Genomic DNA, 26,347 nt, shown 5'->3' on the forward strand with positions numbered 1-26,347 from the left:
GGACCGGCGAACCGGCCCGGGCCCCGCCGCCGGGGCACCCGCGTCGGGTGCGGCGGCCTGCGGCGTCAGCGCAGGTCGAACCGGTCCAGGTTCATCACCTTGTCCCAGGCGGCGACGAAGTCGCGCACGAACTTCTCGCCCGCGTCGTCGCTCGCGTAGACCTCGGCGAGCGCGCGCAGCTCCGAGTTGGAGCCGAAGACCAGGTCGGCGCGGCTGCCGGTCCACCGGACCTCGCCCGTGGCCGCGTCCCGGCCCTCGAAGGTGCTCTGGTCCTCCGACGTGGCCCGCCAGGTCGTGCCCAGGTCGAGCAGGTTGACGAAGAAGTCGTTGGTCAGCCTGCCGGGGGTGTCGGTGAACACGCCGGGCTTCGTGCCTCCGGAGCTCACGCCGAGGGCGCGCAGACCGCCGACGAGGACCGTCATCTCGGGCGCGCTCAGGGTGAGCAGGTTGGCCCTGTCCAGCAGCAGGTACTCGGCGGGCAGCCGGTTGCCCTTGCCCTGGAAGTTGCGGAACCCGTCGGCCGTGGGCTCCAGCGCGGCGAAGGACTCCGCGTCGGTGTGCTCCTCGGTCGCGTCCACCCGGCCCGGCGCGAACGGCACCTCGACCGGGTACCCGGCGTCCCGGGCGGCCAGCTCGACCGCCGCACAGCCGCCGAGGACGATCAGGTCGGCCAGCGAGACCTGCTTGCCGCCGGAGTTGAACTCCCGCTGGACGGACTCCAGGGTGCTCAGCACCGCGGCGAGCTCGTCCGGGTTGTTGACCTCCCAGCCGCGCTGCGGCTCCAGGCGGATGCGGGCGCCGTTGGCGCCGCCGCGCTTGTCGCTGCCGCGGAAGGTCGAGGCCGCCGCCCAGGCGGTGGTGACCAGCTGCGTCACGGTCAGGCCCGAGTCGAGCAGCCGAGCCTTGAGTGCCGCGACATCCTCGGCTCCGAGGACCTCTCCCGGTGCCTCGGGCAGCGGGTCCTGCCACAGCAGGGTCTCCTCGGGGACCTCGGGGCCCAGGTACAGCGACTTGGGTCCCATGTCGCGGTGGGTGAGCTTGTACCAGGCGCGCGCGAAGGCGTCGGCGAACTCCTCGGGGTTCGCGTGGAAGCGGCGGGAGATCTGCTCGTAGACCGGGTCGAAGCGCAGCGCGAGGTCCGTGGTGAGCATGGACGGGGCGATCTTCTTCGACGTGTCGTGGGCGTGCGGAACGGTGCCGTCGCCGGCGCCGTCCTTGGGCCGCCACTGCTGGGCCCCGGCCGGGCTCTCGGTCAGCTCCCACTCGTAGCCGAAGAGGTTGTCGAAGAAGGCGTTGCTCCACCGGGTGGGCGTGGCGGTCCAGGTCACCTCCAGGCCGGAGGTGATGGCGTCCGCGCCCTTGCCGGTGCCGAAGGAGTTGCGCCAGCCCAGGCCCTGCTCCTCCAGCGAGGCGGCCTCGGGGTCGGCGCCGACGTGGTCGGCCGGGCCCGCACCGTGGGTCTTGCCGAAGGTGTGGCCCCCGGCGATCAGGGCGACGGTCTCCTCGTCGTTCATCGCCATCCGGCGGAACGTCTCCCGGATGTCCCGGGCCGCCGCGACCGGATCCGGGTTGCCGTTGGGGCCTTCCGGGTTGACGTAGATGAGGCCCATCTGGACCGCGCCGAGCGGGTTCTCCAGCTCCCGGTCGCCCGTGTAGCGCTCATCGCCCAGCCAGATCGTCTCCGGGCCCCAGTACACGTCCTCCTCGGGCTCCCAGACGTCCGCGCGGCCGCCGGCGAACCCGAAGGTCCTGGCCCCCATGGACTCCAGGGCGACGTTTCCGGCCAGGATCAGCAGGTCGGCCCAGGAGAGCCGGCTGCCGTACTTCTTCTTGACCGGCCACAGCAGCCGGCGGGCCTTGTCGAGGTTCGCGTTGTCCGGCCAGCTGTTGAGGGGGGCGAACCGCTGCTGGCCCGCCCCGGCGCCACCGCGCCCGTCGCTGATCCGGTAGGTGCCCGCGCTGTGCCAGGCCATCCTGATGATGAAGGGGCCGTAGTGGCCGAAGTCGGCCGGCCACCAGTCCTGCGAGGTGGTCAGCACCTCGGCGATGTCCTGCTTGACGGCCGGCAGGTCGAGGCCCGCGAAGGCTTCGGCGTAGTCGAACCCGTCGCCCAGCGGGTCGGCCACGGCGGGGTTCTTGGCGAGGATCTTCAGATTCAGCCGGTCGGGCCACCACTGGCGGTTCCCGCCGCCCTGTGTCGGGTGAGGGGCGCGCGCGACCGGACAGCCCGCGTCCTCCGCCTTCGCGTCCACGACGATCGCCTCATGATTGTCAGACATGGGATCCCTCCGGATTCGGCGGACCACGGCCCAGGAACTGCCCGACGACGACGGTCTTTTCCTGCTGTGTCCTGCCCCTTGGCTGTCGCTGGAGCCGATCCTACGATGGACGAATTCCAAGTCAATACGACAACCACTCCGGGAATTCCCTCCGGCGGCGGGCTGTCGGGTGATGAATGGACTGGTGGCATGAGTGACCTGCTGGAACGGCTTCGCCGACGCGGCTGGCGGATGACCGCCCAGCGCCGGGTTGTCGCCGAGGTACTCGACGGCGAACACGTCCACCTCACCGCGGACGAGGTACTGGCACGCGCGGCCGCCCGGCTGCCGGAGATCTCCCGCGCGACCGTCTACAACGCCCTGGGCGAGCTGGTGCTGCTCGGTGAGGTCCGCGAGGTGGCCACCGACGGCCGCGCCAAGCGCTACGACCCCAACGCGCACCGGTCACACCACCATCTGGTGTGCTCCGACTGCGGCACCATCCGGGACGTCCACCCCGATGGCGACCCGCTGGCCGACCTGCCGGCCTCCGAGCGGTTCGGGTTCACCGTCTCCGGTGCCGAGTTGACCTATCGGGGCCGGTGCCCCGACTGCGCCGCCCGGGCCTGAACCGGCGCCGCGCCGAGCGCAGCCGGCCGGCGCCGGATCGGGAAGCTCAGGGGCGCCGCCGCATGTTGAGGGTCTCGACGGCGGCTGCCGCGTCGCCGAGATTGGCGAAGTCGACGGCGACGAAGTTCACCGGGTGGTCGCGCTCGGCCTCGCAGCGCCGGGCCCGGTCGAGGACGAACCCCTTCGCGTTGACCTCCCGCGCGTCGATCCGGCTCCCCCCGCCGCTGGTGATGAAGTGGTTCATCAGGAAGAGCCGCTTGCCCGTCCCGCCCCGGTTGGGCGCGCACGACATCCTCTCCGGGGAGGAGAAGGCGTAGGGCGTCTCCATCCCGTACCGGTAGAAGTTCCGGTACCAGGGCGCGGGCCCGTCCGCATGCTCGGCGAAGACCACCAGGCGCTTGTCGTCCTCGATCATCTCGCCCAGTGTCGGCCACTCCGCCTTCGGGTCGTCGTCAGGGGTGAACAGCAGCTCCTCCAGACCGGCTTTCCGGAACGCGGACTCCGTCTGCTCTCCGGTGATGCCGTCCTGCACGATCAGCGTCACGACCTCCGCCGGATGCTCGTCGAGCCAGGCGCGGATGTCGCGGAGGGTGTCGACGAGCGGGATGGCACCGCCGCGGCAGACGGCATGGCACAGCCACAGGCCCGGTTGGGTGGGGGTGGCCTCGTCGATCAGCCCGGTGATCTTGTCGCGCATCTCCGGGGCGAACTCCGAGACCTTCAGCCGCTCGGCGATCTGGTCGGGACGCTCCCAGGTGTGGGTGTCCAGCAGCAGCGCCCGGGCGCCGTTGTCGAGCTGGGCGGTGATGTCGCCGTCCTGGAGGGGACTGATGAAACGGTCGGCGGTCGTCGACATCGAGTTGTGGGTGGCGACGTAGGCGGCCTGGTCGTAGCGCAGCTCGCAGGCACGGGCCGAGCCGTTGCACAGGTCCTGCTCGGAGCCGGAGCCGCTCGCGGCGGCCGGGACGAAGGTGACCCCCAGCACCACCGCGGTGGTGGTGACCGCGGACAGTCCGGCCAGCACCCCGGTGCGGCCCCGGGTGGACAGCGACTGCGCGGCCCGGGGCCGCCGCCGTACGTAGGAGAGCGCCGCCAGCAGCACCCCGACGGCGACCGGGGTGAGGGCCGCGGAGGCTCCGGCGGCGGTGAGGGTCTCCAGCGCGGTGCTCTCCAGGTCCTCCACCAGCACGGCCAGCGAGGGCGGCCACGAGCCGGGCGCCGTCCCCCACAGGCCGTCCGCCTTCCACTGCACCAGCCGGAAGAGGCCGGCCGTCAGCAGACCGCCCGCGACCATGCTCCAGCCGACCGCACGCAGCCTGCGCAGCCGGCGGCGCGGTCCGGTGAGCCACAGGAAGGCGACGGACAGTGCGCCGACGGCGACGGCAAGCGGGTAGACCCATCCCAGCGCGAGCCGGGTGAAGCCGCGCGCCTCCTCCAGCGGCCCGGTGTACACGCCTCCGCTGTCCAGGTCCTTGACGACGTCCCACCGCCCGCCCTCGGTGATGCGCAGCAGTTCCTGCTCACCCTCGTCGGCTCCGACGCCCGCGCGTCCGCCGATCACATGCGGGCCGACCGCGGCCAGCGCGGTGGCGACGTCCCCCACTCCGAGTGCGCCCTCCACCTGCGGGCGCAGGGCGGTGCGCTGTCCCTCCGGCACGCCGGAGAGCAGCAGCTTGCTGAGGTCCCGCACGGCCCGGTCGCTCAGGTCGACGGTGGGCAGGTCGGCGGGGCGCCGTCCGGCGGCGACGTCGTCCAGCGCCGCGTCGATGCGCTTCACGGCGGCCGGGAAGTCGGCCTTGTCGCGGCCCTGCGCCTGGGAGACCAGACCGCCGAGGTACACCTCGGCGAGCTTGTCCATGTTGGCAAGTACCGGAGAGAGGTCGACCGAGACCGAGAGGGTGTCCTTCTCACCCCGGAGATAGCTGGTGACCTCGGCGATCTGCTCGTCGGTGAGCTCGCGCACGGTCGCCGGGGGCAGGACGGTCTTGAGGTTCGCGGTCACCACGGACTCGGGCACCGGCAGGCGTGCCAGCAGGCTCCGGGTGACCGGCTGGGCCTCGGGGGCGACGAGCACTTCGTCGTAGAGCCGGTCGTAGGCCCGCTCCTCGTCCAGGACGTGCTGGTAGTAGCCGCGGTCCAGGACTGTGTTGCGCAGCGTGCCCACCGTCGCCAGCGCCGTCACGCACAGGGCCGCCAGCACCGCCGCCAGCGGTCGTACGACGCGCACCCAGCGCGCCCGGCGCCATGCGCCGGGTCGCGCGGCGGTCTTGGCCCGGCCGGTCGCCGAGTCCGGCTCCTCGTGGCCTCGTTGCGTGTCCGGGGCAGTGTCGTGCGTATTGCGCGGCACCCGTACTCCTGGGGTCGTGAGCTGTTCGTGCGGGCTCGGGCGCGGCCCGGGCGCGGTGCGCCGCCGCGGTGCGGGGCGGCGGCGCGGGGAGCCGCGAGCAGGCTATGCGCGGCGGAGGCGGGCGCGTTCCCCGGACCGTGCGGGGACCGGACGGGTCGTCGCGGGCGGTGGCTACGGGCGGGCTGCCGGAACGCGTCATGGCTGTCGTCTACCCCGGGGGCGCGGCGCCATGGCTCCGGCCACCCGGACGGTCCGCCGCAGGCACCGGTCTTCCGCGGCCGGGGCGCCCGGCCGCGGGAGTGACGGGTTGCTTCCCGGCAGTTCCTCAAGCCACGCACACCTCGCGGCGGTAGCGGCCGGGGGCCTGCCCGTAGGCCCGCTTGAACGCCTTGGCGAAGGCGTATTCGGAGCCGTATCCGGTACGGGCGGCGACCGTGGTCAGCGGTGCCGCCGAGTCGCGCAGCAGACGCGCCGCGGTCATCATGCGCCAACGGGTGAGGTAGGCCATGGGTGGTTCGCCGACCAGTGCGGAGAAGCGGCGGGCGAAGGCGGCGCGGGAGAGACCCGCGCCGGGCCAGCGTCTCCACGGTCCACGGCGCCGCCGGGTCCTGGTGGAGGGCGGAGAGGGCGGGGGCGACGGCGGGGTCGGCGAGCGCGGTGGCCCAACCGCCGGTGTCCGAGGGGGGCTGCTGCACCAGCCAGGCGCGCAGGATGTAGAGGAGGAGCGAGTCGATCAGTGCGGGCACGATGCCGGCCGAGCCGATGCGCGGGTTCTCCAGTTCGGCGCCGAGCAGCTGGACGGCGGCGGTCAGGTCGGGGTGCCGGCCGTGCCGGGTGGCGAGGTGGACGACCTCCGGGAGCCGGCCCACCAGCGGATGCGGGCGGTCCTGTTCCAGGTGGTAGTTGCCGCACAGCAGGCTCGTGCGGGGGCCGTCGCCGCCGATGGTGAGGGTTCCCAGTGGCGAACCGGGGCGGAACTGCTCGGGCCGCTCCGCCTCGGCGGGGGTGTCCGGCTGGTCGGCGAGGACGTGGCCCGGTCCGTCGCGGAGGAAGACCACGTCCCCGGCGCTGAGCGCGAGGGGGGCCAGGTGCGGGGCGTTCGCCAGCGGGACCAGCCAGCAGGAGCCGTAGAGCACCACGTGGAAGCCCACCGGGGGGAGGCGCAGGCCCCAGGGGGCGCGGCCGTTGGTCCGCACGGAGGTGGGCCGCCCGGTCCGCATCGAACCGAGCGCCTCGGTCAGGATGTCCATCCTCGCCTCCCCTCCCCGGGTCCCCCGGGTCCCCGGGCCTCCTCTGGGCCTCCCCTGATCGGTGCCCACGTGCCCGGCGTGGCCGGGCGTCCACCCTACGGCCTGCGCCGCGGCCCGCTGTCAGTCGACGGTCAGCACGACCTTGCCCTGGACCTGGCCGGATTCGACCAGTTCGTGTGCGGCAGCGGCCTCGGCCAGCGGGGAGGTGCGCGCGATCCGGGGCCGGACGCGACCGGCATCGATGAGTTGGGCGAGCGCTTCGAGCGAGGCCTGGTCGGGCTGCACCGAGATCCCGGCGAAGGTGCGGCCCGCCGCCTCGACCTTCGCGGCCAGTTCCCGGTTCCAGTGCTCCATGATGGTGATCAGGGTGCCGCCGGGCCGCAGGACGGACAGGGAGCGCAGTCCGTCGGCATTGGAGTCGAGGACGACGTCGAGGTCCCCGACCACGTCGGTGAAGTCGGTGGTGCGGTGGTCGATCACCTCGTCCGCGCCGAGACCGCGGACGAAGTCGTGCTTGGCCGCGCTCGCCAGGCCGATCACGTGGGCGCCGCGGGCCTTGGCCATCTGCACGGCGAGGTGGCCGACGCCGCCCGCCGCCCGGTGGATCAGCACCCGCTGCCCCTCCTCGATCCGGGCCGCGTCCGCCAGGCCCTGCCATGCGGTGAGGCCGGCGAGCGGGACGGCGGCGGCCTGCACGTGATCGAGGGTTGCGGGCTTGCGGGCGACCTGGCGGGAGGGCGCGACCGCGTACTGGGCGTAGCCGCCGGCCGCGCGGGGGAAGTACGGCATGCCGAAGACCTCGTCGCCGGGCTTGAACCGGGCGCCGGGGGCCGCTTCCTCGACGGTGCCGGAGAGGTCCCAGCCGACGCCGAACGACGGCTCGCCGAGCAGCGGGAGCGCGCCGGCTCGGACCGCGACGTCCACGGGGTTCACCCCGACCGCCCGGACGCGGACGAGGACTTCGCCGCCGAGCGGGACGGGGCGGTCGGTCTCGACGACCCGCAGGACCTCGGGGCCGCCGAGGGACTCCTGGATGACAGCACGAATGGGGGTCTCCCTGGGTTGTCCGGACGGTCTCCGGGTCTTTCTCCGGCCCGGCGCCCGGGGTTGATGTACTCGACGCCAGGGAGCGCGACGGAGCGGTTGAATATCCCCAGCTCTCCAGAAAATGTCCTGTCGTCTCGTTCTTCCGGAGGGTGAGCCATCCGCCGCGAGCGCGTGGCACACATGTGACCCAGCACACGTACGAAACCGTTTCGTTTCGCTAGCTGCCATGGCGTACCGTTCTCTGTACGAAACCGTTTCGTTCGGAGCGGGAAGAGAGGGAGGCATGACGGAGAGCACAGCGACACGCCGCAGCCGGATCACCCCCGAGCGCGAGGCCGAGCTGTACGAGGCCGTGCTCGACCTGCTCCGGGAAGTCGGCTACGACGCCCTCACCATGGACGCCGTGGCGGCCCGCACCCGCTCCAGCAAGGCGACCCTCTACCGGCAGTGGGGCGGCAAGCCGGAACTCGTGGCGAAAGCCGTCCGGCACAGCAAGCCGGGCCGGACCGGCGACCTCGACACCGGGTCCCTGCGGGGCGACTTCCACGCTCTGGTGGCCCGCGAGGACGACTGCGCCATGGAGCAGAACTCCGCTTTGATGCGAGGGCTGTTCATGGCGGTGCACCACAACCCGGACCTGCTGCAGGCATTCAAGGAACTGCTCATCGAGCCGGAGATGGCGGAGTTCCACCGGGTACTGCGGCGGGCCGTCGACCGGGGCGAGGTCGGGGCGGACAACCCCGCGCTCGAGTACGTGGTGCACATGCTGATCGGCGCCTTCGCCACCCGCGCACTGATCGACGACCAGCCGCCCACCCAGGCGTTCCTCGCCTCCTACATCGACGCCGTCGTGCTCCCCGCGCTCGGCGTGCCGGCTCGCTGACGAGCCCTGACCACCACCCCACCCGTTCCCTCCACCTGACGTCACCGCTCACGTCGTCGGGCTGATCGACCCTGCCCTCACACCGCACGACAGACCGGGAGTACGCCGTCGTGGCCACGTTCCTCCACAAAATCGGACGCCTCGCCTTCCGGCGCCGGCACCTCGTCGCCCTGTTCTGGGTGGCGCTGCTGGCGGTCGCCGGGATCGGCGCGGCTGGTGCGCCCGCCGCCGGGAGCACGTCGTTCTCGATCCCCGGCACCGAGGCCCAGAAGGCCTTCGACCTGCTGGAGCAGCGCTTCCCCGGGAGCAGCGCCGACGGCGCCACCGCGCGCGTCGTCTTCAAGGCCCCCGCGGGCGAGAAGATGACCGACCCCGACAACAGGGCGGCGGTCCAGCAGACGGTCAAGGAGCTCTCCGGCGGTCCGGAGGTCGCCTCCGTCGCCGACCCGTACCAGGCCAAGAGCGTCAGCCGGGACGGCACCACCGCCTACGCGTCGGTGGCGTACGAGTCCTCCGGCATGGAGCTGGCCGACTCCACGCGGGAGGACCTGCGGGAGGCCGCTGCCGACGCGCGCGACACCGGACTGACGGTCGAGGTCGGCGGGGACGCGCTCACCACGACGCCGGAGACGGGTGCGACGGAGGTCATCGGCATCGCCGTCGCCGCCGTGGTGCTGATCATCACCTTCGGTTCGCTGCTCGCGGCCGGACTGCCGCTGCTCACCGCGTTGATCGGGGTCGGTACCGGGGTCGCCACGATCACCGCGCTGGCCGGCACGCTGGAGCTGGGGTCCACGACCTCGACGCTGGCGATGATGATCGGACTCGCCGTCGGCATCGACTACGCGCTGTTCATCGTCTCCCGCTACCGCGCCGAGTTGGCCGAGGGCCGCGACCGCGAGGAGGCCGTCGGCCGGGCCGTGGGCACCGCCGGCTCGGCGGTGGTCTTCGCGGGCCTGACCGTGGTGATCGCGCTGGTGGGCCTGGCGGTCGTCAACATACCCATGCTGACCAAGATGGGTGTCGCGGCTGCGGGCACGGTGGTCGTCGCGGTCCTGATCGCCCTGACGATGGTCCCGGCCCTGCTCGGCTACGTCGGCCGCCGGGTGAAGCCGGCCGGCGAGAAGAGCCGGCTGCTGGGCGGCGGGCGGGCCGCGCGGAAGGCGGCATCCGGCGCGGAGCGGCCGAACGCGGGGACGCGCTGGGCCCGCTTCGTCGTGCGCCGGCCGGTGACCGTCCTGCTGCTGGGCGTGGTCGGCCTCGGAGCCGCGGCGATCCCGACCTCCGCGCTGGAGCTGGGACTGCCCGACGACGGTTCGCAGCCGACGTCGACGACCCAGCGCCGCGCCTACGACCTGCTGTCGGAGGGCTTCGGCCCCGGCTTCAACGGCCCGCTGACGGTGGTGGTCGACGCCGAGGCCGCTGACGATCCCAAGGGCGCCGTCGCCACCGTGACCGGGGACATCAAGGGCCTGGACGACATCGCGGCGGTCACCCCCGCGAAGTACAACCGGGCGGGCGACACCGCGATCATCACCGTGGTCCCCAGCTCCGAACCGTCCTCCGCGGCGACCGAGAACCTGGTCCACGGCATCCGCGGCACGGGCCCGGACCTGAAGTCCAGCACCGGCGCCGAAGTACTGGTGACCGGCTCGACCGCGATGAACATCGACGTCAGCCAGAAGCTCGACGACGCGCTGGTCCCGTATCTGACCCTGGTGGTGGGCCTGGCGTTCCTGCTGCTGATCGTGGTCTTCCGCTCGATCCTGGTCCCGCTGAAGGCGGCCCTCGGCTTCCTGCTGAGCGTGCTGGCGGCGCTGGGCGCGGTCGTCGCCGTCTTCCAGTGGGGCTGGCTGTCCGGCCTGATGGGCGTCGAGCAGACCGGCCCGGTCATGTCGATGATGCCGATCTTCATGGTCGGGGTCGTCTTCGGCCTGGCGATGGACTACGAGGTGTTCCTCGTGACGCGGATGCGGGAGGCGCATGTCCACGGCGAGGAGCCGAGCCAGGCGGTGGTGACCGGCTTCCGGCACGGCGCGCGGGTCGTCACGGCCGCGGCGGTGATCATGATGGCCGTCTTCGCCGGGTTCATCGGCTCCAGCGAGTCGATGGTGAAGATGATCGGCTTCGGCCTGGCCACCGCGGTCTTCTTCGACGCGTTCGTCGTCCGGATGGCGATCGTCCCGGCGGTCCTGGCCCTGCTGGGCAAGCGCGCCTGGTGGCTGCCCGGGTGGCTGGACCGGGCGCTGCCCGACGTCGACATCGAGGGCGAGGGGCTGCGTGCCGCTGCCGACGGCAGCGGTGAGGGCCCGGACGCCGACGACGACCGGGAGCTGGTGCGCACCTGAGCGGCCGCCGTGGCACCGGCCGGGAGGGCTCCGCTCGGCGGGGCCCTCCCGGCCTTTCGGGTGCGCGAGGAGCCCGGGCGGACGGTCCGCGCACCGAGGTGAATCCGTCCGCGAGTGCGGCATGTTCACGACTGCGGCACTTCGCACGCGCCCCGCTCACGGGGGCACGGCCACGGTTCGGCGTCCGTCCGGCGCGCCGGACACATGTCGAACAGATGACACCCACGCACCGTGCCGTGCCCCGCGGCGCGGCACCCGTGCGGTGCTCGGACGCCCGGCGCGGAATCCGCAGTTCGCGAGGGGTGCTCGACAGGTCCACACATGCCGCGGACCCGCCGGGAGGGGCGGCGGAGCAGGTCGCCCGCCGGGGCACGGGAAGCGCGCGGCGTCATTCCTTGAACACAATCCGGTCTGGACCAAAGCCTTGACGGGCAGATCCGACGCACTTACAACAAGTCATCAAGAAAGCCCGCGGCCTGCCGCACGCGAACGACTCCGCGGACACACTCCGCGAGCTTGTCATGCGCAGGTCCAACGTCCACTTCCCCCACGAAAGGACGGGCTGACGTGAGACTCTCCCGCCGAAGCCGCATCGCCGCGTGCGGCGCCTCCCTGCTGTGCTGCCTCAGCGCCGCACTGCTGCCCGGCACGGCATCCGCCGACGCCGTGGACACCCCGCGCCCCTCCGGCGGCACCCGCGCGGTCGCCTTCTCCGACGAGTTCGACGGCCCCGCCGGCGCCCCGGTCGACAGCGGCAAGTGGCAGACCGAGACCGGTGACAACGTCGACAACCACGAGCGGCAGTACTACACGGCGGGCACCGACAACGCCGCACTCGACGGCAACGGCCATCTGGTCATCACCGCCCGCAAGGAGAACCCCGGCAACTACCAGTGCTGGTACGGCAGGTGCGAGTACACCTCGGCCCGGCTGAACACCGCCGGCCGGTTCACCCAGACCCACGGCCACGTCGAGGCACGCATCAAGGTGCCGCGCGGCCAGGGCATGTGGCCGGCCTTCTGGATGCTCGGTGACGACATCGGCAGTGCCGGCTGGCCCGACTGCGGCGAGATCGACGTGATGGAGAACGTGGGCTTCGAGCCGGGCACCGTGCACGGCACCCTGCACGGCCCCGGCTACTCCGGATCGGGCGGCATCGGCGCCGGATACACCCTGCCCGGCGGCGAGGCGTTCGCCGACGGCTTCCACACCTTCGCCATCGACTGGTCGCCCGGCTCCGTGAGCTGGTCGGTGGACGGGAACGTCTACCAGACGCGCACGCCCGCCGATGTGGGCGGCAACCCCTGGGTGTTCGACAAGCCGTTCTTCCTGATCCTCAACCTCGCCGTGGGCGGCTACTGGCCGGGCGACCCGGACGGCTCCACGAACTTCCCGCAGCAGATGACCGTCGACTACGTGCGGGTGACCACGGGCGAGTAGAGCGTGCCTCTTGGACCGGTTGGTCAGTTGATCCGAGGCGTCCGTCCGATGAGTGATCATTGACGCGATGTGGGACCGGATCGAGCCGCCGATGCCGGCCGATCCGGTCCGCGGTCGGCGACGGGCTGATCACCGCCGAACCCTGGAGGCCATCGCGTGGAAGTGCTGGGAGACAGGCCCTGGCCCGCATGCCCCCACCCGGTGCCCGCGTCTGCGCACAGACGCGGGCAGTTCGGGCCGGGCCGGGTGGAGCGGCGGTCGATCGAGGCCGGGCCGTTCGCGTCGTCGCGGACTCCGTATCACTTGCGAAGCCGGGAACGGTATGCGCCCGGGGCCGTGCCTCGGGCACGTCTGAAGGCACGGCTGAAGGCGTGCGGAGAGCCGTATCCGACCGCGGCGGAGATCGACTCGACCGGCTCGTCGGTGTCGCGGAGCCGGACGGACGCCAGGTCGATGCGCCACTGCGTCACGTACGCGCCCGGCGTCTGTCCGAGAGCGGACCGGAAACGTCTGGACAGCGTCGCCCGGGAGACGCTCGTCGCGGCGGCCAGGGTCTCCGTGGTCCAGGGGTGTTCCAGCTGGGCGTGGACACGTTCCAGAGCGTCACGCACGACCGGATCACGCATCGCTCCCAGCCATGAGCCGGACCGCTCCGGCGGGTGGCGGGCGCCCAGGCGCGTACGAACTGGACGAGCAGAAGGTCGACGATGCTGTTGATGGCGGCGGTGGTGCCGATCTGCGGCTGCGCGAGTTCGGCAGCGAGAAGTTCGACGGTCCTTCTGAACTGCGCGTTCTCCCGAGCTGTGATGTGCATCGGCCGAGTGAGCGAGGCGAGCACCGAGGTGCGCACCTCCGGATCCTGCTCATAGTGCAGGACGATCGCTTCCGTCTGCACCGGCGCCGAGCCCAGCCGCAGGGCTCGGCCCTCGCCGAAGGCCCGGGCCGCCGCTTCACGGTCGCAGGAACCCATTGCCGCTCCGGCGCCGCCGGCTGTCCCGTGGGCGGTGCCCGGCGGCACCAGGACGGCGTCTCCGGCCTGCACCTGAAGAGGTTTCGCGCCAGGGACGTGGAGCCACACGGTGCCGCGGGACACACGTGAAGTGCCGCTCCCGAAGCGGAGTCCAGCCACAGACCCCAGGTTCCTCCGGCCTTCAGCATGACCCCGAGCGCCCCACGCGCACCCGAAACACGCAAGACCTCCGCCAGCACATCCATGGGTTCATTCTCGTCCACCGCCGCGCGCCGCCCACCGCCGGTCCACGGCGGACGGCCGACGTATGTGTCCTGCTCCGCGGCTTCAGGCCACGTCAAGAACGGCCTTTCCGTGCACCTTCCGCGCGAACAGCGCCCGGACGGCGTCGTCCACGCCCTGCCAGTCGCCTCGCAGCCCGACCGGCGCCGAGAGCCTCCCGGCGGCCATGAGGCCCAGCAGGTCCGTCATCTCCCCGCCGGTCGGCGTCATGTCGCCTTGACATCCTCCCGGCCCTGAAGGACCGGGATTCCTACTGCCCGCGTCTGCGGGCCTCGGTGGGTTCCTGCTTCAACGCGCTGCGCCGGTACGGGTACCGGTCTTACCTGCGCTCCACAGGCCGTAACGGCCAGTCCGGCCGCCTTCGCGACGTTGACCGCCGCGTTCACGTCTCGGTCGAGGACGGCCCAGCACTCCCTGCACGTCCACTCCCGGACGTGCAGGGGCTTGGGGGCGTCCTTGACACCGCACTGCGAGCACACCTGACTGGTGGGCTCGAACCGTCCGGTCCTCACGAAGGTGCGCCCGTACCGTGCGGCCTTGTACTCCAGCATGTTCACGAACGCCGACCATCCGGCGTCGTGCACGGACTTGGCCAGGCGCGTACGGGCGAGTCCCTTCACTGCCAGGTCTTCCACTGCGACCGCTTGGTTCTCGCGGATCAGCCGGGTGGAGAGCTGGTGGTGGAACTCGCGGCGCGCGTCGGCGACCCGCGCGTGAGCGCGAGCGACCTTCACTCTGGCCTTGCCCCGGTTCGCGGAGCCCTTCTGCTTGCGGGACAGGTCCCGCTGTGCCTTCTTCAGCCGCTTCTCGGCCCGGCGCAGGAAGCGCGGGCTGTCGACCTTCGTGCCGTCGGAGAGGATCGCGAAGTGCCCGAGCCCGAGGTCGATGCCGACTTCAGGCGACGTCTCCGGCAGCACCTCAGAGGCGTCCGTCTCGACGACGAAGCTCGCGAAGTACCGGCCTGTGGCGTCCATCAAGACCGTCACGGTGGACGGCGTGGACGGCAGGGCGCGGGACCAGCGAACGGGCACGTCGCCGACCTTCGGCAGGCGCAGCTTCCCGCCCGCCGTGATCCGCCACGACGCGTTCGCGGTGAAGCGGACGGTCTGCCGGTTGTCCTTGCGGGACTTGTACCGGGGCGGCCCCATCTTGGGGCGCTTGCCCTTGAGGCCGTCGAAGAAGTTCTTGTACGCGGTGTCCAGGTCCCGGAGGGACTGCTGAAGGATCACCGAGGACACCTCGCCGAGCCAGGCCCGCTCCGGTGTCTTCTTCGACGCGGTGAGCCGCTTCGACAGCTCGCCCGAGGAGACGAACGGCAGCCCCGCCGTGCGGGCCTCCTCCCGGACGCGCAACGCGTCGTTGAAGACGACCCGCGCACACCCGAACGCCCGTGCCAACGCGCTGCGCTGACCGGCGCCCGGGTACAGGCGGAAGCTGTACCGCAGCTGCATGACCCCTACCATACCATTGGTCTATGTCACCTCGATGGGAACCAAACCCCGATATCCGCAGGGGCCGTACGGTCGTCTACAACCTGCACGCACACTTGGTGTTCGTCACGAGGTACCGGCGGGGCGCCATGGACGACGAGATGCTGACACGCTGCGAAGAGACCATGCGCAAGGTGTGCGACGACTTCGGCGCCACGCTCACCGAGTTCAACGGCGAAGCCGACCACGTGCACCTCCTCGTGCACTACCCGCCGAAGATCGCCCTGTCCGGACTGGTGAACTCACTCAAGGGCGTCTCTGCCCGGCGTCTGCGCGCCGAGTTCACCGGCCGGGTCAACCGCGCCGTCATGCACGGACACTTCTGGTCGCCCTCATACTTCGCCGGATCGGTCGGCGGCGCACCGCTCCAGGTGGTCAAGGACTACATCGAACAGCAGAAGCGGCCCCACTGAGCGGGCCGCCGCCGTGGGGCGATTCACCCCCGCCCTGAAGGACGGGGCACTCTCGCTAAGCGCCTCGGTAGGTGGCGATGCTGCGGGGTTCGCCGAAGCCGAACAGGGCCCCTGACGGGAACGTGGATTCCTGTCCCGAGGAGTAGCCGACCAGGTGGAGGGTGCCGCCCTCGGCGAGAGAACTCCACGCCCGGGCCACCAGCGGCCCGCCGACCGTGTCCAGGACGAGGTCGAACCGGTCCCCGGTCCCGGCCAGCTCGGTCAGGACTCTGTCGGCGCCGAGCTCACGGAGTCCGGCAGCCCGCTCCGGCGAACCGACGAGGGCCGTCACCCGCGCGCCTGCCAGGGCCGCCAACTGCACGGCGAAGTGCCCCACTCCCCCGCTGGCGCCGGTGATCAGCACGTTGCACGCCAGCAAGGACCGCTTGCGCAGCACCCGGAGTGCGGTGACTCCGGCGATCCACAGCGCGGCGGCGTCGGCCAGGTCCACGCCCTCGGGGACGGTGCCGAGCGAGGCAGGGCTGACCGCCACCCGCTCCGCCCACGCGTGGGGAGCCATTCCCACTGCGACGCGCGTACCTTCGAGCGGCCCCGAGCCGTCGGCCGCGGCGCGCACCACTACGCCGGCCGCGTCATGACCGTGCACAGCGCCGGCCGGCCATCGGTGCACGTAGTTCAGCTCTCCGAAGTTGAGGCAGATGTGCCGTATCTCGACCAACGCCTCACCGGTGGACGGTACGGGCTCATCGACATCGGCGAACCGGACGGGTCCGGCCTCACTGTGATCGACCACAAGGGCGCGCATAGGGGGTTTCCTTCTCTCGTGTAGGTGCCTGAACACTCGGCACGGCAACTGATCGAGTGCGCGGATGCCGCACTGCTGCCTTCTCGGAACCCTTACGCAGGACCGGGACAGCGGCCAGCCCCGCGAGGATCAACCAGTTGACGATCTGTGTCAGGGCGACTCGCGGCGCGTCGAGCTCTGCGCCCCTCCGGGGATGACGCGGTGACGGGTACAGAACCGCCCGGCACTGCAGTGGTCTTGAGGCGTCAGCCCTTCCCTCGGGCGGCGGGATCGCGCTGGGCGAGGTGCCGGTCGACGACGTCGGCCCGGAAGCGGGACACAGGGAGCCGCACCGAAGTCCGAGGCGATGTGTTGACGCACCGTGACGCGCCGCCCATACTGGCGGCCAAATCGATTTGGCCCCTGTGTTCCGGCCACCGTCCGGGCCCGGATACGCAGGTGGAACCGAGCGAGCCGAATCCGGAACGGAGCCCAACCGTGTCGCTACGCAACGCTCTTCACCCTGGCCCGGACCCCGCCGCGGCAGGCGCCGCCGGCCCACCGAAACACCCCGTCGACGACCCCCGCCCGGTGCACCGGATGCTGCTGTTCGGCGTCCAGCACGTGCTGGTCATGGCCGCCACGCCCATCTCCAGCGTCTTCCTGGTCAGCTCCACCCTCCATCTGACCCCGGCCCTCACGGCCAACCTGCTGTCCGCCGCCTTCGTGCTCTCCGGGCTCGGTTCGCTCCTCCAGTCACTGGGCCCCTGGGGCATCGGGGCACGACTGCCGTTCGTGATGCTGCCCGGCGGCGCCCCGCTGATCCTCTTCCTCTCCATCGCCGACCAGCACGGCCTGCGTACGGCCAGCGGTGCGGTCATCATCACCGCCGTCTTCTACTTCGTGGTCCTGCCGGTCTTCTCCCGGCTGCTGCGCTTCTTCCCCACGCTGGTCATCGGGACGATGATCGTCATCGTCGGTGTGAACCTCGTGAAGGTCGGCGCGCTGCTGGTCACCGGGCGCCCCGGAAGCAGCGACTTCGGCGAACCGCGCGCCCTGCTGCTCGGCCTGGCCACGGTCGGCTGCACCGCCGCGGCCTACGGGCTGTTGCGCGGCACGCTGCGTCAGCTCTCCGTCATGCTCGGGCTACTGGCCGGAACCGGGCTGGCAGCGCTGCTGGGCCGGGTGGATCCGACCGCGACCGGCGGCGGCGCGCTGCTGCACGCACCGGAACTGATGCCGTTCGGAGCACCGCAGTTCAGCCTGCTCGCCTCGTTGCCACTGCTGGTCTACAGCCTCGCCTCGATGGCAGAGGCCACCGGCCAGACCGTGATCAACAGCGAGGCCGTCGGCAAGGACCCGGACGCCCGTCGCGACGCGCCGCGGACCATCCGCGGGGACGCCGTCATCTCACTGGCCGGCGGCTTTTTCGGGCTGCCGCTGATGGTCACCAGCGGAGAGAACATCGGCATCGTGCGGATCACCGGGGTCCGCAGCCGCTTCGTCACCGTCGCCGCGGGCCTCGTCCTGATCACGATCGGCTTCCTCGCACCCGTGGCCTGGATCGTCAACGCCATCCCCGCACCGGTCGTGGGCGGCACCGCCCTGGTCGTCTTCGGGGTGATCACCGTGCTGGGGGTGCACATGCTCGGCCGCAGCGGCCTGGACGACCACACCAACACGTTCATCGTCGCCGTCGCCCTGGCGCTCGGGCTGCTGCCCATCCTGGTACCCGGTGTGTACGACCACCTGCCCCCGAACCTGCGAATCCTGCTGGAGAGCGGGGTCGCGGTCGGCGCCTTCAGCGCGGCCCTGCTGCACGCGCTCTTCCACCGCGTGCCCTGGCGCGCCCGTCCCGCCGCGGAGCCGGCGGAGGCCACGGAGACGGCCGGGACCACGGAGACGGCGGAGACGCCGGAGGCCGCGGAGCCGGCGGACACCGACGCCACCGCCGCTGCAGAGGGCAGGTCCCCCACCCGTTGACCGCACGTTCCTCTCCGCGCCCCGACGCCTCCGGTCCAGCACCACGAACACCACGAACGCCACGAATATCCTGAACACGAACATCTCTACGGCAAGGACACCATGCATCCCCTGCACCTGCCCGCGCCCGGCTCCCTCGCGCGGAGCGACGACGAGCCCCTGCTGCTGGCCCCCGAAACCGTACTGCTGCCCGGCGGACCTGCCGCCGAGCACGCGGTCCTCGTGCACGGTGGTGAGTTCACCGCCGTGGGCCCGGTCGCCCGCCTGATCCGGGACTACCCGCACCTGACGCCGGTCCGGCTGCCCGGCACCGCCCTGCTGCCCGGCTTCGTCGACGCCCACCACCACCTCACCCAGAGCTTCGGCGCCGCACTGGCTTTCGGTGAACCCTCGGAGATCTTCCGCCGGGTGTGGGTGCCGCTGGAGGGCGCCCTGGACGAGGAGTCGGCGTACGTGGCGGCGAAACTCGCCGCCCTGGAGGCGCTGCGCGGCGGGTTCACCACCGTCGCCGAAGCCGGGACCCGCGCCCCGGTGGACGTGGACGTCGTGGCGGACGCCGCCCGCGACGCGGGACTGCGCTGTGTGCTCGGGCAGATCTGCAACGACGCCGACCAGGGCGCGGGCAACGGCGCCACCGGCGCGGCCCGGGAGGTGCGGGTCCGGGCGGAGAAGCACCTCGCGCGCTACGCGGACGACCCGCTGGTGCATCCCTCGCTCGCCGTCTCCATACCGGAGGCGGCGAGCGAGCCGACCCTGCGCGCCATGGCGCACCTGGCCGCCGAGGCCGGAGCGGTCCTGCAGATCCACGTCAACGAGCATCTCGCCGCAGTCGAACGCTCGCTGCTGCGGCACGGTTCGCGGCCGCTGGAGCATCTGCACGAACTGGGCGTGCTCGGCCCGCACCTGCTCGCCGCGCACGCCACCCTGCTCACCCCGCACGAACTCGCCCTCCTGCGCGACACCGGAACCGCCGTCAGCTACAACCCGGTGGCCAGCGCCTGGAAGGGCAACGCCGTGGCACCGGCACTCACCATGGCCGAGGAGGGGATCCGGTTCGGGCTGGGGACCGACGGCACCCGCGGGGACGCCTTCCGGCTGCTCGACGCCGCCGAGACCGCCCAGCGCCTCACCCACGGCATGGCCACCGGGGACTCCTCCTGCGGCGGCGGCCGGACCTGGCTGGAGCACGGCACCCGGCTCGGCGCCGACGCCGTCGGGCTGGGCGGCGGACCGGGGCCGGGAGCCGGCGGCGTACGGACGGGCCTGGTGGCCGTGGGCGCCGCCGCCGACTTCCTCCTCGTCGACCTCACCGGGCCGGAGATGTGCCCCTCGCACGACCTTCCGTGGGAACTGGTGCGGCGCGGCAACCGCGACCAGATCACCGCGGTCTACACCGCCGGGCGGCTGCGCCTGTGGTACGGCCGCCCCGTGGACTGGGACGGGCCGGAACTGGTCGCGCGGGCCCGGGAGTCGGCCCGCGCCGTGGTGGACCGGGCGCCGGTGGTCCGGGTCCACCGGCCCTCCACGGAGGCCGCCCGATGAGCGGCGAACTCCTCGCGCTGCTGGCGGCGACGGTGGCCGTGGCGGCCTTCGTGCAGGGCGCCAGCGGCCTCGGCTTCGCGCTCATCGTGGCCCCGGTGGCCGGTCTGGTGGACCCGGGACTGCTGCCGGTCTTCCTGCTGGCGTCGATGATTCCGCTCAACCTGTACGTGGCCTGGCGGGAGCGGTCCAGCGTCGATCTGCGCGGGGCCGGCTGGATCACCGGTGCCCGGTTGGCGGCCACCCCGGCGGGGCTGCTGCTGCTCACCGCGATCCCGGAACGCGACCTCGGTCTGTTCGTCGGGGCCGCGACCGTGCTCGCCGCCCTGGTCAGCCTGGCGGCACCGGAGTTCGCCCCCGGCCGCGGCGCCTATCTGGGCGCCGGGCTGGTCACCGGAGTCACCGAGACGGCCACGGGGGTGGGCGGGCCGCCGCTCGCGCTGGTGTACCAGCATCGGCCGCCCGCCGAGCTGCGCTCCACGGTCGCTGTCTGCTTCCTGGTCGGCGAGATCGCCTCCCTGGCGCTGCTGTTCGCGACCGGGCGTGGCGGGGCGGACCATCTCGGCACCGTGCTCTGGGTGCTGCCCGCGCTGGCGGCCGGCGCCGCCCTGAGCCGGTTCGTGCACCACCGGCTGGACGCGCGCCGGCTGCGGCTGGCCGTGCTGGCCTTCGCGCTGGTGTCCGGGGTGGTGCTGATGCTGGGAATCTGAGCTGTCCTACGTGTCGGCGACTCCGGGCCCGCGACTGGAGGACGCACGCGCCACCAGCGTCGGGTCCGGCGCCCGCACGGAGGAGTACGGCGGTTCGTCGCGCAGTCGGCGCAGCAGCAGTTCGACCGCGGCCGCGGCGGCCTGTTCGAGATGGAGGTCGACGGCCGTCAGCGCGGGGGTGCAGGTCCGGGCCCGCAGGCCGTCGTAGCGGGTGACGACCATGACGTCGTCCGGGACGGTGCGCCCGCTCTCGCGCACCGCCCGTACCGCGCCGACCGCGAAGGCGTCGACCAGTACGCACAGCGCGTCGGTACGCGGATGGTCGCGCAGCAGCGCCGCGACCGCCTCGTAGCCCGCCTGTTCGCCGCCGGACTCTTCGGCGACCGCCGCCACCGGTCGCCATCCGTACCGCTCGGCGGCCCGCGCGTAGGCCGCCCGCGCGTCCAGCGCGGAGGACCGGGCTCCGGCAGCCGTGACCAGGGCGGGGTGCCGGGCTCCTTGCCGCGCGAGGTGGTCCAGCAGCAGTGCGGCGACCGCCTCGGCGTTGAGGTCGACACTGGGCTCGCCGTCGGGGCCCGGCGGGCGGCCCAGCGCCACGCAGGGCAGCCCCCGCCGGGTCAGCTCGGCGACGACCGGATCGGCCTCCCCGGGTTCCACGACGATCGCCCCGTCCACGTCCACCGTCGCCAGTCCGGCGCCCGACTCACCCGGCGGCAGCAGCACCAGGGCGAAACCGTGCGCCAGGGCGTGCTCGGCGGCGGCCGCTGCCACCTCCATGTAGAACCCGAGCCGGGAGGGTCCCCCGGCCACCGCCAGCGGCATCGAGGACAGCAGCGCGATGGCCCTGGCCTCTCCGCGCCGCAGCCGCTGGGCCCGCAGATTCGGGCGGTAGCCCAGTTCCTCGGCCACGCGTTTGACCCGCTCACGGGTGCGGGGATCGACCTTGCCCAGCCCGTTGAGCGCGTGCGAGACGGTGGTGCGGGAGACGGCGGCGGCCCGCGCGACATCGGCGATCGTCGGCTGCCGCGGTGCGGAACCCGGGCGGGGGCTGGGCATCGGTGCGAGAACTCCTCACGGTCTGGGTGGCCTCAGTCTCCCCGATCGGCTCTTGCGGTGGTAAGCGCTCCCGGCCGGAACCGCACGGTGTGCCGCGGGCCACGGGGAGCTTTGCGCTGCCGAGGAGGCCGTGGGCGACGGGGCGTCAGGGGCTCGGGGGTGCAGTGTGCGTGGACGGGTGCGCGAGGACGGAGGGACCAGCCACCCTGACGGAACCTCATTCCGGATGTAACGAAACACACAGGCCGCGACATCAGTAATCAGACAAGCTGCCTGCTTCTTTGGGCCGCCTCGGCCCCGCCCTTGGACCCCGCCGGGCAGCGCACCGGCACGGTCCGGCCACCCCTCGGCACACGGCCCTGACCTCCGGCGACACCGCGCCCCGGGAGCGGCTGGGCCCGGCCGGCCGCCGGATCCCGCGAGTCACTCCCGAGGCGGCGGAGCGCAGGAACCCGGCCAACCCCGCGCACCGGATGCCGCCGCCCGCGGCCGCGGCCCGGAGCGCGGCCGTGCCGCGGCGGGGCAGGAAGGGAACCGGACTCTACCCTTACGAGAAGGGAAGAACGGCCCGGACGGCTCAGATCCGACCCGCCCCGCCCGGATGCGGGAGGCGGCTTCCTGATGACCATGCATGTGACAACCAAATAGGAAAACCGAATATGGCCGGATTCGCCTCCCGAGTCCTTGACCATGAAATTGTCACCCGGATACGTTTCCGTCACATACATAGACTCCAAACGACCCCCGCTGCGGCAAAGGCGCCTCGGCGGCGGGGAATAGCGGTGTCATTCCGCGCGTAACACGAAGCGCCCGGCAGGGCCGCACGCGGGGCGAGCGCCCCAGGAATCGCACCCGAAATCGCTTCGGTGCCCACTGTGTCGTTTTTCAAACCGCGGACGGGGTGATGGAACTGTGGACGTTGAAGTTCTCGGGCATGTTGCACTGAGGACCTGGGACAGCACCAGGACGCCGAGCGCACCCAAAGCCAGGCAGGTGCTCGCCCTCCTATTGGTCAACGCGAACCGGCTGGTCAGCACCGATGCGTTGATCGAGGAGCTGTGGGCCGAGCGGCCTCCCCGAAGTGCGTTGAGTGCCCTGCAGACGTACATATTTCAACTTCGCCAAATGCTGGGCGACCTCCTCGGAAACACATCCCCGAAGGATGTACTCGTCACCACACCGAATGGTTACGAATTCCGCGTCGCACCGGAGAAGATAGACCTCCAGCGCTACGAAAAGTATCGCCTCGCCGGGCAGCACGCCTTTCAATCGGGCGATCATCCGACGGCCGTGGAACAGTTCCGCGCGGCGCTGAACATCTTTGCCGCGCCGCCGCTGGCGAACGTACGGCGGGGATTACATCTCGAGGCGGAGATCGTGCGACTGGAGGAGAGCCGCAGCGGTGTCCAGCAAACCCGGATCGAGGCGGAACTCGAACTCGGCAGGCATCACGAGGTGCTCAGTGAATTGAGCGGTCTCGCGTCCCAGTACCCGCAGCACGAGGGATTCCACCGCCAACTGATGCTGGCGCTCTACCGCTGCGGGCGGCGGCCCCAGGCACTCAAGATCTTCAACCAGCTCCGGCAGTCTTTGGTGACCGAGCTCGGCCTGGAACCGTCCCGGGAGCTGCAGACGCTGCAGCAGGCGATCCTCTCCGCGGACCCGCGGCTGGACAGCGCACGCTCGACCCCGTTCCCCGGACGGACCACCGATCCCCCGCCGCTGCGGCTGAAGTGGCCGGCAGCCAACCCCTGGAAGGCGTGACCGGCCGCGGCGGCCGGCACTCGCGCCGCCGCCCGCGGGCCGGGCGCGTCTCCCGGCTCGCGGACTCCGGCCGGAGGGTCAGATCCGGGGCAGGTCGTCCCGGTAGACCTGCCGGTGCCTGATGAACAGCCGTCCGGACTGCCGCACCAGCTCGTCCTGGCAGGTGCAGACGAACTCCAGCTCCGGGGCGCCACCGACGACGGTCTTGCTGATCAGGGCGTACATCCGGGCCACGAACACCCCCGAGGAGTCCTCGTCGACCTCCAGCGTGCTGACGCAGTGGCGGCGCAGGACGCCCTTCTCCTCCAGTTGCCGCGCGGCCGCCGCCGCGTTCCGGGCGATCTCGTCCCGGCCGCGCTGCGGTTCGGCCCGCGCGTTGGTGGCGAACACCGCGTCCGGGGTGAAGTCGCCCGTCCAGTCCGCCACCCGGCCCTCGTCCATGGCGCGCATGTGCCGACCGTAGAACTGCTGTACTTCGACGAACAGCGCACCGGCCACCGGGCTCTCCTCCACCTCATGCGGGACATGGGTCGTCAATGCTTCCTCCTCCGCCTCGGCTTGCACTGCTCCTGCTCGCAGCGACGGTTCCAGGCCGCTCTCCACGCCCGGTAAAGCGCGGGGCTCGCCCCGGGCAACAGCCGAGACCGCGCGGTGACGCCGCGTTGCTTCGCTCGCGAGCCGCCGCTGGTGCCCTGTCCCACGACGAGCGGTGGCGCAGGCCACCACCTGACGCGACGGAGGCCAGCAGCATGGAACCGGCCCCTCGGGCCCAGCCCGCATCGATTCCCGCCGCTTGGGGTTCCCGGACGGGGCCGCGGTGGCAGAACCTCGCCGAACTCGTCCGGGACGCGGCCCGGCTGCACGGGGACAGGGAGTTCCTGCGCTGCGGCGACGACACGCTCACCTTCCGCGAGGCCGACGAGCGCACCGACCGGTTGGCCGGGGCACTGCTCGCCCACGGGGTGGTGCCCGGGGACCGGATCGCGCTCCAGATGGAGAACTCCGCCGACTGGCCGCTGTGCTGGCTCGCCGCCGTCAAGGCCGGTGCCGTCACGGTGCCGGTGAACAGCCGCTGCGGCGCGTCCGACCTGGCCCACCTGCTCACCGACTCCGGTGCCACGCTGCTGCTGTCCTCGGAGAGCTGCGCGGACCTGGCCCGCCGGGTCGGCGGCCCCCTCCGGCAGCGCTGCGCGGTCCGTACGGTGCGGGAGCTGGCCGCCGCAGCGGTGCACGGCCCCGGCGGCCGGGTGCCGGGCGCGGAGCGGTGGCATCCCGACGACACGGTCAACTTCCAGTACACCTCAGGCACCACCGGCTTCCCCAAGGCGTGCGTGCTCAGCCACGACTACTGGCTGCGCACGGCCTGGGGGATCGCCGCCGCGTCCGGTCTCGGCGCGGACGATGTGGTCCTCACCGCGCAGGCGTTCTCCTACGTGGATCCCCAGTGGAAGGCCGTGATGTGCCTGATGCACGGCATCCCGCTGGTGGTGCTCGAACGGTTCTCCGCGTCGGGCTTCTGGCCCGCGGTGCGGAAGCACCGGGCCACCGTCACCTATGTACTGGGCAGCATGCCGATGCTGCTGTACAAGCAGCCGCCCGCCTCCGGCGAACGGGACCACGCCATGCGCCTGGTGCTGTGCTCCGGCATTCCGCGCGAGCTGCACCGGCCCTTCGAGGAGCGCTGGGGCGCGGCCTGGCGCGAGGTGTACGGCTCCACGGAGAGCGGACTGGACCTGATCGTGCCGCCCGACGACGCGGCCTGTACGGGCACCGGCAGACTGGGCGGTCCGCCGCCCGGCAAGGAAGTCGTCGTCGCCGACGAGCAGGGCAACCCGGTACGGCCGGGCCGGACCGGCGAGATCCTGGTCCGCGGCAGGCCCCTGATGCGCGAGTACTGGAACAGCCCGCAGAGCACCGGGCGCGCCTTCCGCGGCGGTTGGTACCGCACCGGCGACCTGGGCTGTACCGACCCGGACGGGGGCATCCGCCATGCCGGACGGCTGAAGGACGTGATCCGGCGCGGGGGTGAGAACATCGCGGCGGCGGAGGTGGAGAGCGTCCTCGAAGCGCATCCGGCCGTCCTGGGAGCCGCCGTCGTCGGCATCCCCGACGAGCTGTTCGGCGAACTGCCCAAAGCCTTCCTCCTGCTGCGCGACGGCTACCGCCCCAGCGTCGACACGGTCCGCAGCGTCCTGGCGCACACCCGGCGCCAGCTCGCGAAGTTCAAGGTGCCTGCCTACCTGGAGTGCGTCGAGAGCTTCCCGATGACGCCCTCGGCGCGGGTCCGCAAGAGCCGGCTGCTGCGCCCCGGCACGGACCAGCGCAGCGGTACGTTCGACGCGGCGAAGGACCGCTGGGCATGAGCGGTGTGCTGCGGCGGCGCAGCCCGGAGGAGCTGACGGTCGCCGTCCGGGACGACGTCGCCGTGCTCACCCTGAGCCGTCCGGGGAAGCTCAACGCCCTCTCCCGGGACATGCGCCGCGACCTGGCCGGGCTGCTGCGGCACTACGGCGACGGCCGTCTGGTGCGCGGAGTGGTGGTCACCGGCCGGGGGCGGGCCTTCTCGGCCGGGATGGACCTGCGCGAGGCGACCGCCGGGCAGCTCGACCTGCCGGCCGAGATGGATCTGTTCAACGATGTCTCGCGGGCCGCGCTCGGCTCCGAGGTTCCGGTGGTGGCCGCCGTCAACGGCCTGGCCGTGGGCGGCGCGGGCGAGCTGGCGCTCAGCTTCGACGCCCGCGTCGCCGCGCCCTCGGCGGGCTTCGCGTGGCCGGAGAACGGCGTCGGACTCACCGTCTCCAACGCCGCCAGCCTCTTCCTGCCCCGGCTCGCCGGCCCGTCACGCGCCCTGGACCTGGTGCTGAGCGGTGCTCGCGTCGACGCCCGGCAGGGACGCGACCTGGGGCTCTTCGACGAGGTCGTGGAGCCGGACGCGCTGGTGCCCGCCGCTGTCGGGCTGATCCACCGGTGGACCCCGCCGGGCTCGTCCACCGCCGCCCATCTGCGGCTGCTGCGGCCCTCCCCGCACCAGGTGGAGGAGGCGATGGCCCGCGAGAGTGCAGCCGTCCGGCAGGTGCAGGCGAGCGGGATCGCCCGTGCGGGTCTCGCCAGGGCGCTGGCGGGTCCCGCGGGATGAACCGCGGCCACGGCGAA

Annotated in this window: 18 protein-coding genes and 4 pseudogenes; 12 read left to right on the plus strand and 10 right to left on the minus strand. The window is 72.2% G+C overall.

Annotation, left to right across the window (positions count from 1 at the left end; translation table 11 throughout):
• Nucleotides 1–65: 65 nt before the first annotated feature.
• On the minus strand, nucleotides 66–2,279 hold the full coding sequence (gene katG, locus P2424_RS00790) for a catalase/peroxidase HPI (RefSeq protein WP_276473873.1): 2,214 nt from the start codon (nucleotides 2,277–2,279) through the stop codon (nucleotides 66–68).
• Nucleotides 2,280–2,468: 189 nt separating this feature from the next.
• Here katG and P2424_RS00795 point away from each other — a divergent pair, with 189 nt between their 5' ends.
• A complete protein-coding gene (locus P2424_RS00795; protein ID WP_078534806.1) occupies nucleotides 2,469–2,888 on the plus strand; it encodes a Fur family transcriptional regulator in 420 nt (139 codons plus the stop codon).
• Nucleotides 2,889–2,934: 46 nt separating this feature from the next.
• On the opposite strand, the gene P2424_RS00800 is transcribed toward P2424_RS00795, so the two are convergent.
• From P2424_RS00800 to P2424_RS00810, 3 genes and pseudogenes are all read right to left on the minus strand, one after another.
• Complete coding sequence (locus P2424_RS00800; protein WP_276473874.1) at nucleotides 2,935–5,235, minus strand: PI-PLC domain-containing protein; 2,301 nt, start codon at nucleotides 5,233–5,235, stop codon at nucleotides 2,935–2,937.
• A 325-nt stretch (nucleotides 5,236–5,560) separates the two neighbouring features.
• Nucleotides 5,561–6,485, minus strand: a pseudogene (locus P2424_RS00805) (AraC family transcriptional regulator).
• Between the two features lie 120 nt (nucleotides 6,486–6,605).
• Nucleotides 6,606–7,532 carry an NADP-dependent oxidoreductase gene (locus tag P2424_RS00810; protein WP_276478773.1) on the minus strand — a complete coding sequence of 309 codons (927 nt, stop codon included), beginning with the start codon at nucleotides 7,530–7,532 and terminating at the stop codon, nucleotides 6,606–6,608.
• A gap of 283 nt (nucleotides 7,533–7,815) precedes the next feature.
• On the opposite strand from P2424_RS00810, the gene P2424_RS00815 reads away from it, so the two are divergent.
• From P2424_RS00815 to P2424_RS00830, 4 genes and pseudogenes are all read left to right on the plus strand, one after another.
• On the plus strand, nucleotides 7,816–8,415 hold the full coding sequence (locus P2424_RS00815) for a TetR/AcrR family transcriptional regulator (protein WP_276473875.1): 600 nt from the start codon (nucleotides 7,816–7,818) through the stop codon (nucleotides 8,413–8,415).
• Nucleotides 8,416–8,525: 110 nt separating this feature from the next.
• Nucleotides 8,526–10,763, plus strand: coding sequence for an MMPL family transporter (locus P2424_RS00820; RefSeq protein ID WP_276473876.1), 2,238 nt, complete (start codon nucleotides 8,526–8,528; stop codon nucleotides 10,761–10,763).
• 567 nt (nucleotides 10,764–11,330) lie between these two features.
• Nucleotides 11,331–12,203, plus strand: a complete 873-nt coding sequence (locus P2424_RS00825; RefSeq protein WP_276473877.1) for a glycoside hydrolase family 16 protein — start codon at nucleotides 11,331–11,333, stop codon at nucleotides 12,201–12,203.
• 67 nt (nucleotides 12,204–12,270) lie between these two features.
• A pseudogene (locus P2424_RS00830) lies at nucleotides 12,271–12,428 on the plus strand (IS5/IS1182 family transposase); the annotation flags it as partial.
• A 74-nt stretch (nucleotides 12,429–12,502) separates the two neighbouring features.
• Here P2424_RS00830 and P2424_RS00835 read toward each other — a convergent pair.
• From P2424_RS00835 to P2424_RS00850, 3 genes and pseudogenes are all read right to left on the minus strand, one after another.
• Entirely contained in the window at nucleotides 12,503–12,814 is a 312-nt protein-coding gene (locus tag P2424_RS00835; protein WP_276473878.1) for a helix-turn-helix transcriptional regulator, read from the minus strand.
• Nucleotides 12,815–13,500: 686 nt separating this feature from the next.
• Nucleotides 13,501–13,671: pseudogene (locus P2424_RS00845) on the minus strand (alcohol dehydrogenase); the annotation flags it as partial.
• Nucleotides 13,662–14,906 (minus strand): RNA-guided endonuclease TnpB family protein, encoded by a 1,245-nt coding sequence (locus P2424_RS00850; protein ID WP_276473880.1) that lies wholly within the window; start codon nucleotides 14,904–14,906, stop codon nucleotides 13,662–13,664. The pseudogene P2424_RS00845 and the gene P2424_RS00850, both read right to left, overlap by 10 nt.
• Nucleotides 14,907–14,929: 23 nt before the next feature.
• Here P2424_RS00850 and tnpA point away from each other — a divergent pair, with 23 nt between their 5' ends.
• Nucleotides 14,930–15,358 carry an IS200/IS605 family transposase gene (tnpA, locus tag P2424_RS00855; protein ID WP_276473881.1) on the plus strand — a complete coding sequence of 143 codons (429 nt, stop codon included), beginning with the start codon at nucleotides 14,930–14,932 and terminating at the stop codon, nucleotides 15,356–15,358.
• 67 nt (nucleotides 15,359–15,425) lie between these two features.
• On the opposite strand, the pseudogene P2424_RS00860 reads toward tnpA, so the two are convergent.
• Nucleotides 15,426–16,163 (minus strand): annotated as a pseudogene (locus P2424_RS00860) (zinc-binding dehydrogenase); the annotation flags it as partial.
• Nucleotides 16,164–16,640: 477 nt separating this feature from the next.
• Between P2424_RS00860 and P2424_RS00865 the strand changes: the two are divergent.
• The 3 genes from P2424_RS00865 (at nucleotide 16,641) to P2424_RS00875 (ending at nucleotide 20,374) form a co-directional block, all read left to right on the plus strand.
• Entirely contained in the window at nucleotides 16,641–18,125 is a 1,485-nt protein-coding gene (locus P2424_RS00865) for a uracil-xanthine permease family protein (protein WP_276473883.1), read from the plus strand.
• 102 nt (nucleotides 18,126–18,227) lie between these two features.
• Entirely contained in the window at nucleotides 18,228–19,667 is a 1,440-nt protein-coding gene (locus P2424_RS00870; RefSeq protein ID WP_276473884.1) for an amidohydrolase family protein, read from the plus strand.
• Entirely contained in the window at nucleotides 19,664–20,374 is a 711-nt protein-coding gene (locus P2424_RS00875; RefSeq protein WP_276473885.1) for a sulfite exporter TauE/SafE family protein, read from the plus strand. The genes P2424_RS00870 and P2424_RS00875 overlap by 4 nt, the downstream gene beginning before the upstream one ends.
• Before the next feature lie 6 nt (nucleotides 20,375–20,380).
• Here P2424_RS00875 and P2424_RS00880 read toward each other — a convergent pair whose 3' ends face one another.
• Nucleotides 20,381–21,430, minus strand: coding sequence for a LacI family DNA-binding transcriptional regulator (locus tag P2424_RS00880; protein WP_276473886.1), 1,050 nt, complete (start codon nucleotides 21,428–21,430; stop codon nucleotides 20,381–20,383).
• A gap of 912 nt (nucleotides 21,431–22,342) precedes the next feature.
• Here P2424_RS00880 and P2424_RS00885 point away from each other — a divergent pair.
• Complete coding sequence (locus tag P2424_RS00885) at nucleotides 22,343–23,194, plus strand: AfsR/SARP family transcriptional regulator (protein ID WP_276473887.1); 852 nt, start codon at nucleotides 22,343–22,345, stop codon at nucleotides 23,192–23,194.
• A gap of 78 nt (nucleotides 23,195–23,272) precedes the next feature.
• On the opposite strand, the gene P2424_RS00890 is transcribed toward P2424_RS00885, so the two are convergent.
• The gene (locus P2424_RS00890) at nucleotides 23,273–23,731 is read right to left on the minus strand and encodes a nuclear transport factor 2 family protein (RefSeq protein ID WP_276473888.1); all 459 of its coding nucleotides are present in this window, start codon (nucleotides 23,729–23,731) and stop codon (nucleotides 23,273–23,275) included.
• 212 nt (nucleotides 23,732–23,943) lie between these two features.
• Between P2424_RS00890 and P2424_RS00895 the strand changes: the two genes are divergently transcribed.
• Both P2424_RS00895 and P2424_RS00900 read left to right on the plus strand, forming a co-directional pair.
• Complete coding sequence (locus P2424_RS00895) at nucleotides 23,944–25,557, plus strand: AMP-binding protein (protein WP_276473889.1); 1,614 nt, start codon at nucleotides 23,944–23,946, stop codon at nucleotides 25,555–25,557.
• Entirely contained in the window at nucleotides 25,554–26,330 is a 777-nt protein-coding gene (locus P2424_RS00900; protein WP_276473890.1) for an enoyl-CoA hydratase/isomerase family protein, read from the plus strand. Before P2424_RS00895 ends, P2424_RS00900 begins: the two co-directional genes overlap by 4 nt.
• Nucleotides 26,331–26,347 lie beyond the last annotated feature (17 nt).

Source organism: Streptomyces sp. WMMB303, from assembly GCF_029351045.1.
In the GTDB taxonomy this organism is placed as follows: Bacteria; Actinomycetota; Actinomycetes; order Streptomycetales; family Streptomycetaceae; genus Streptomyces.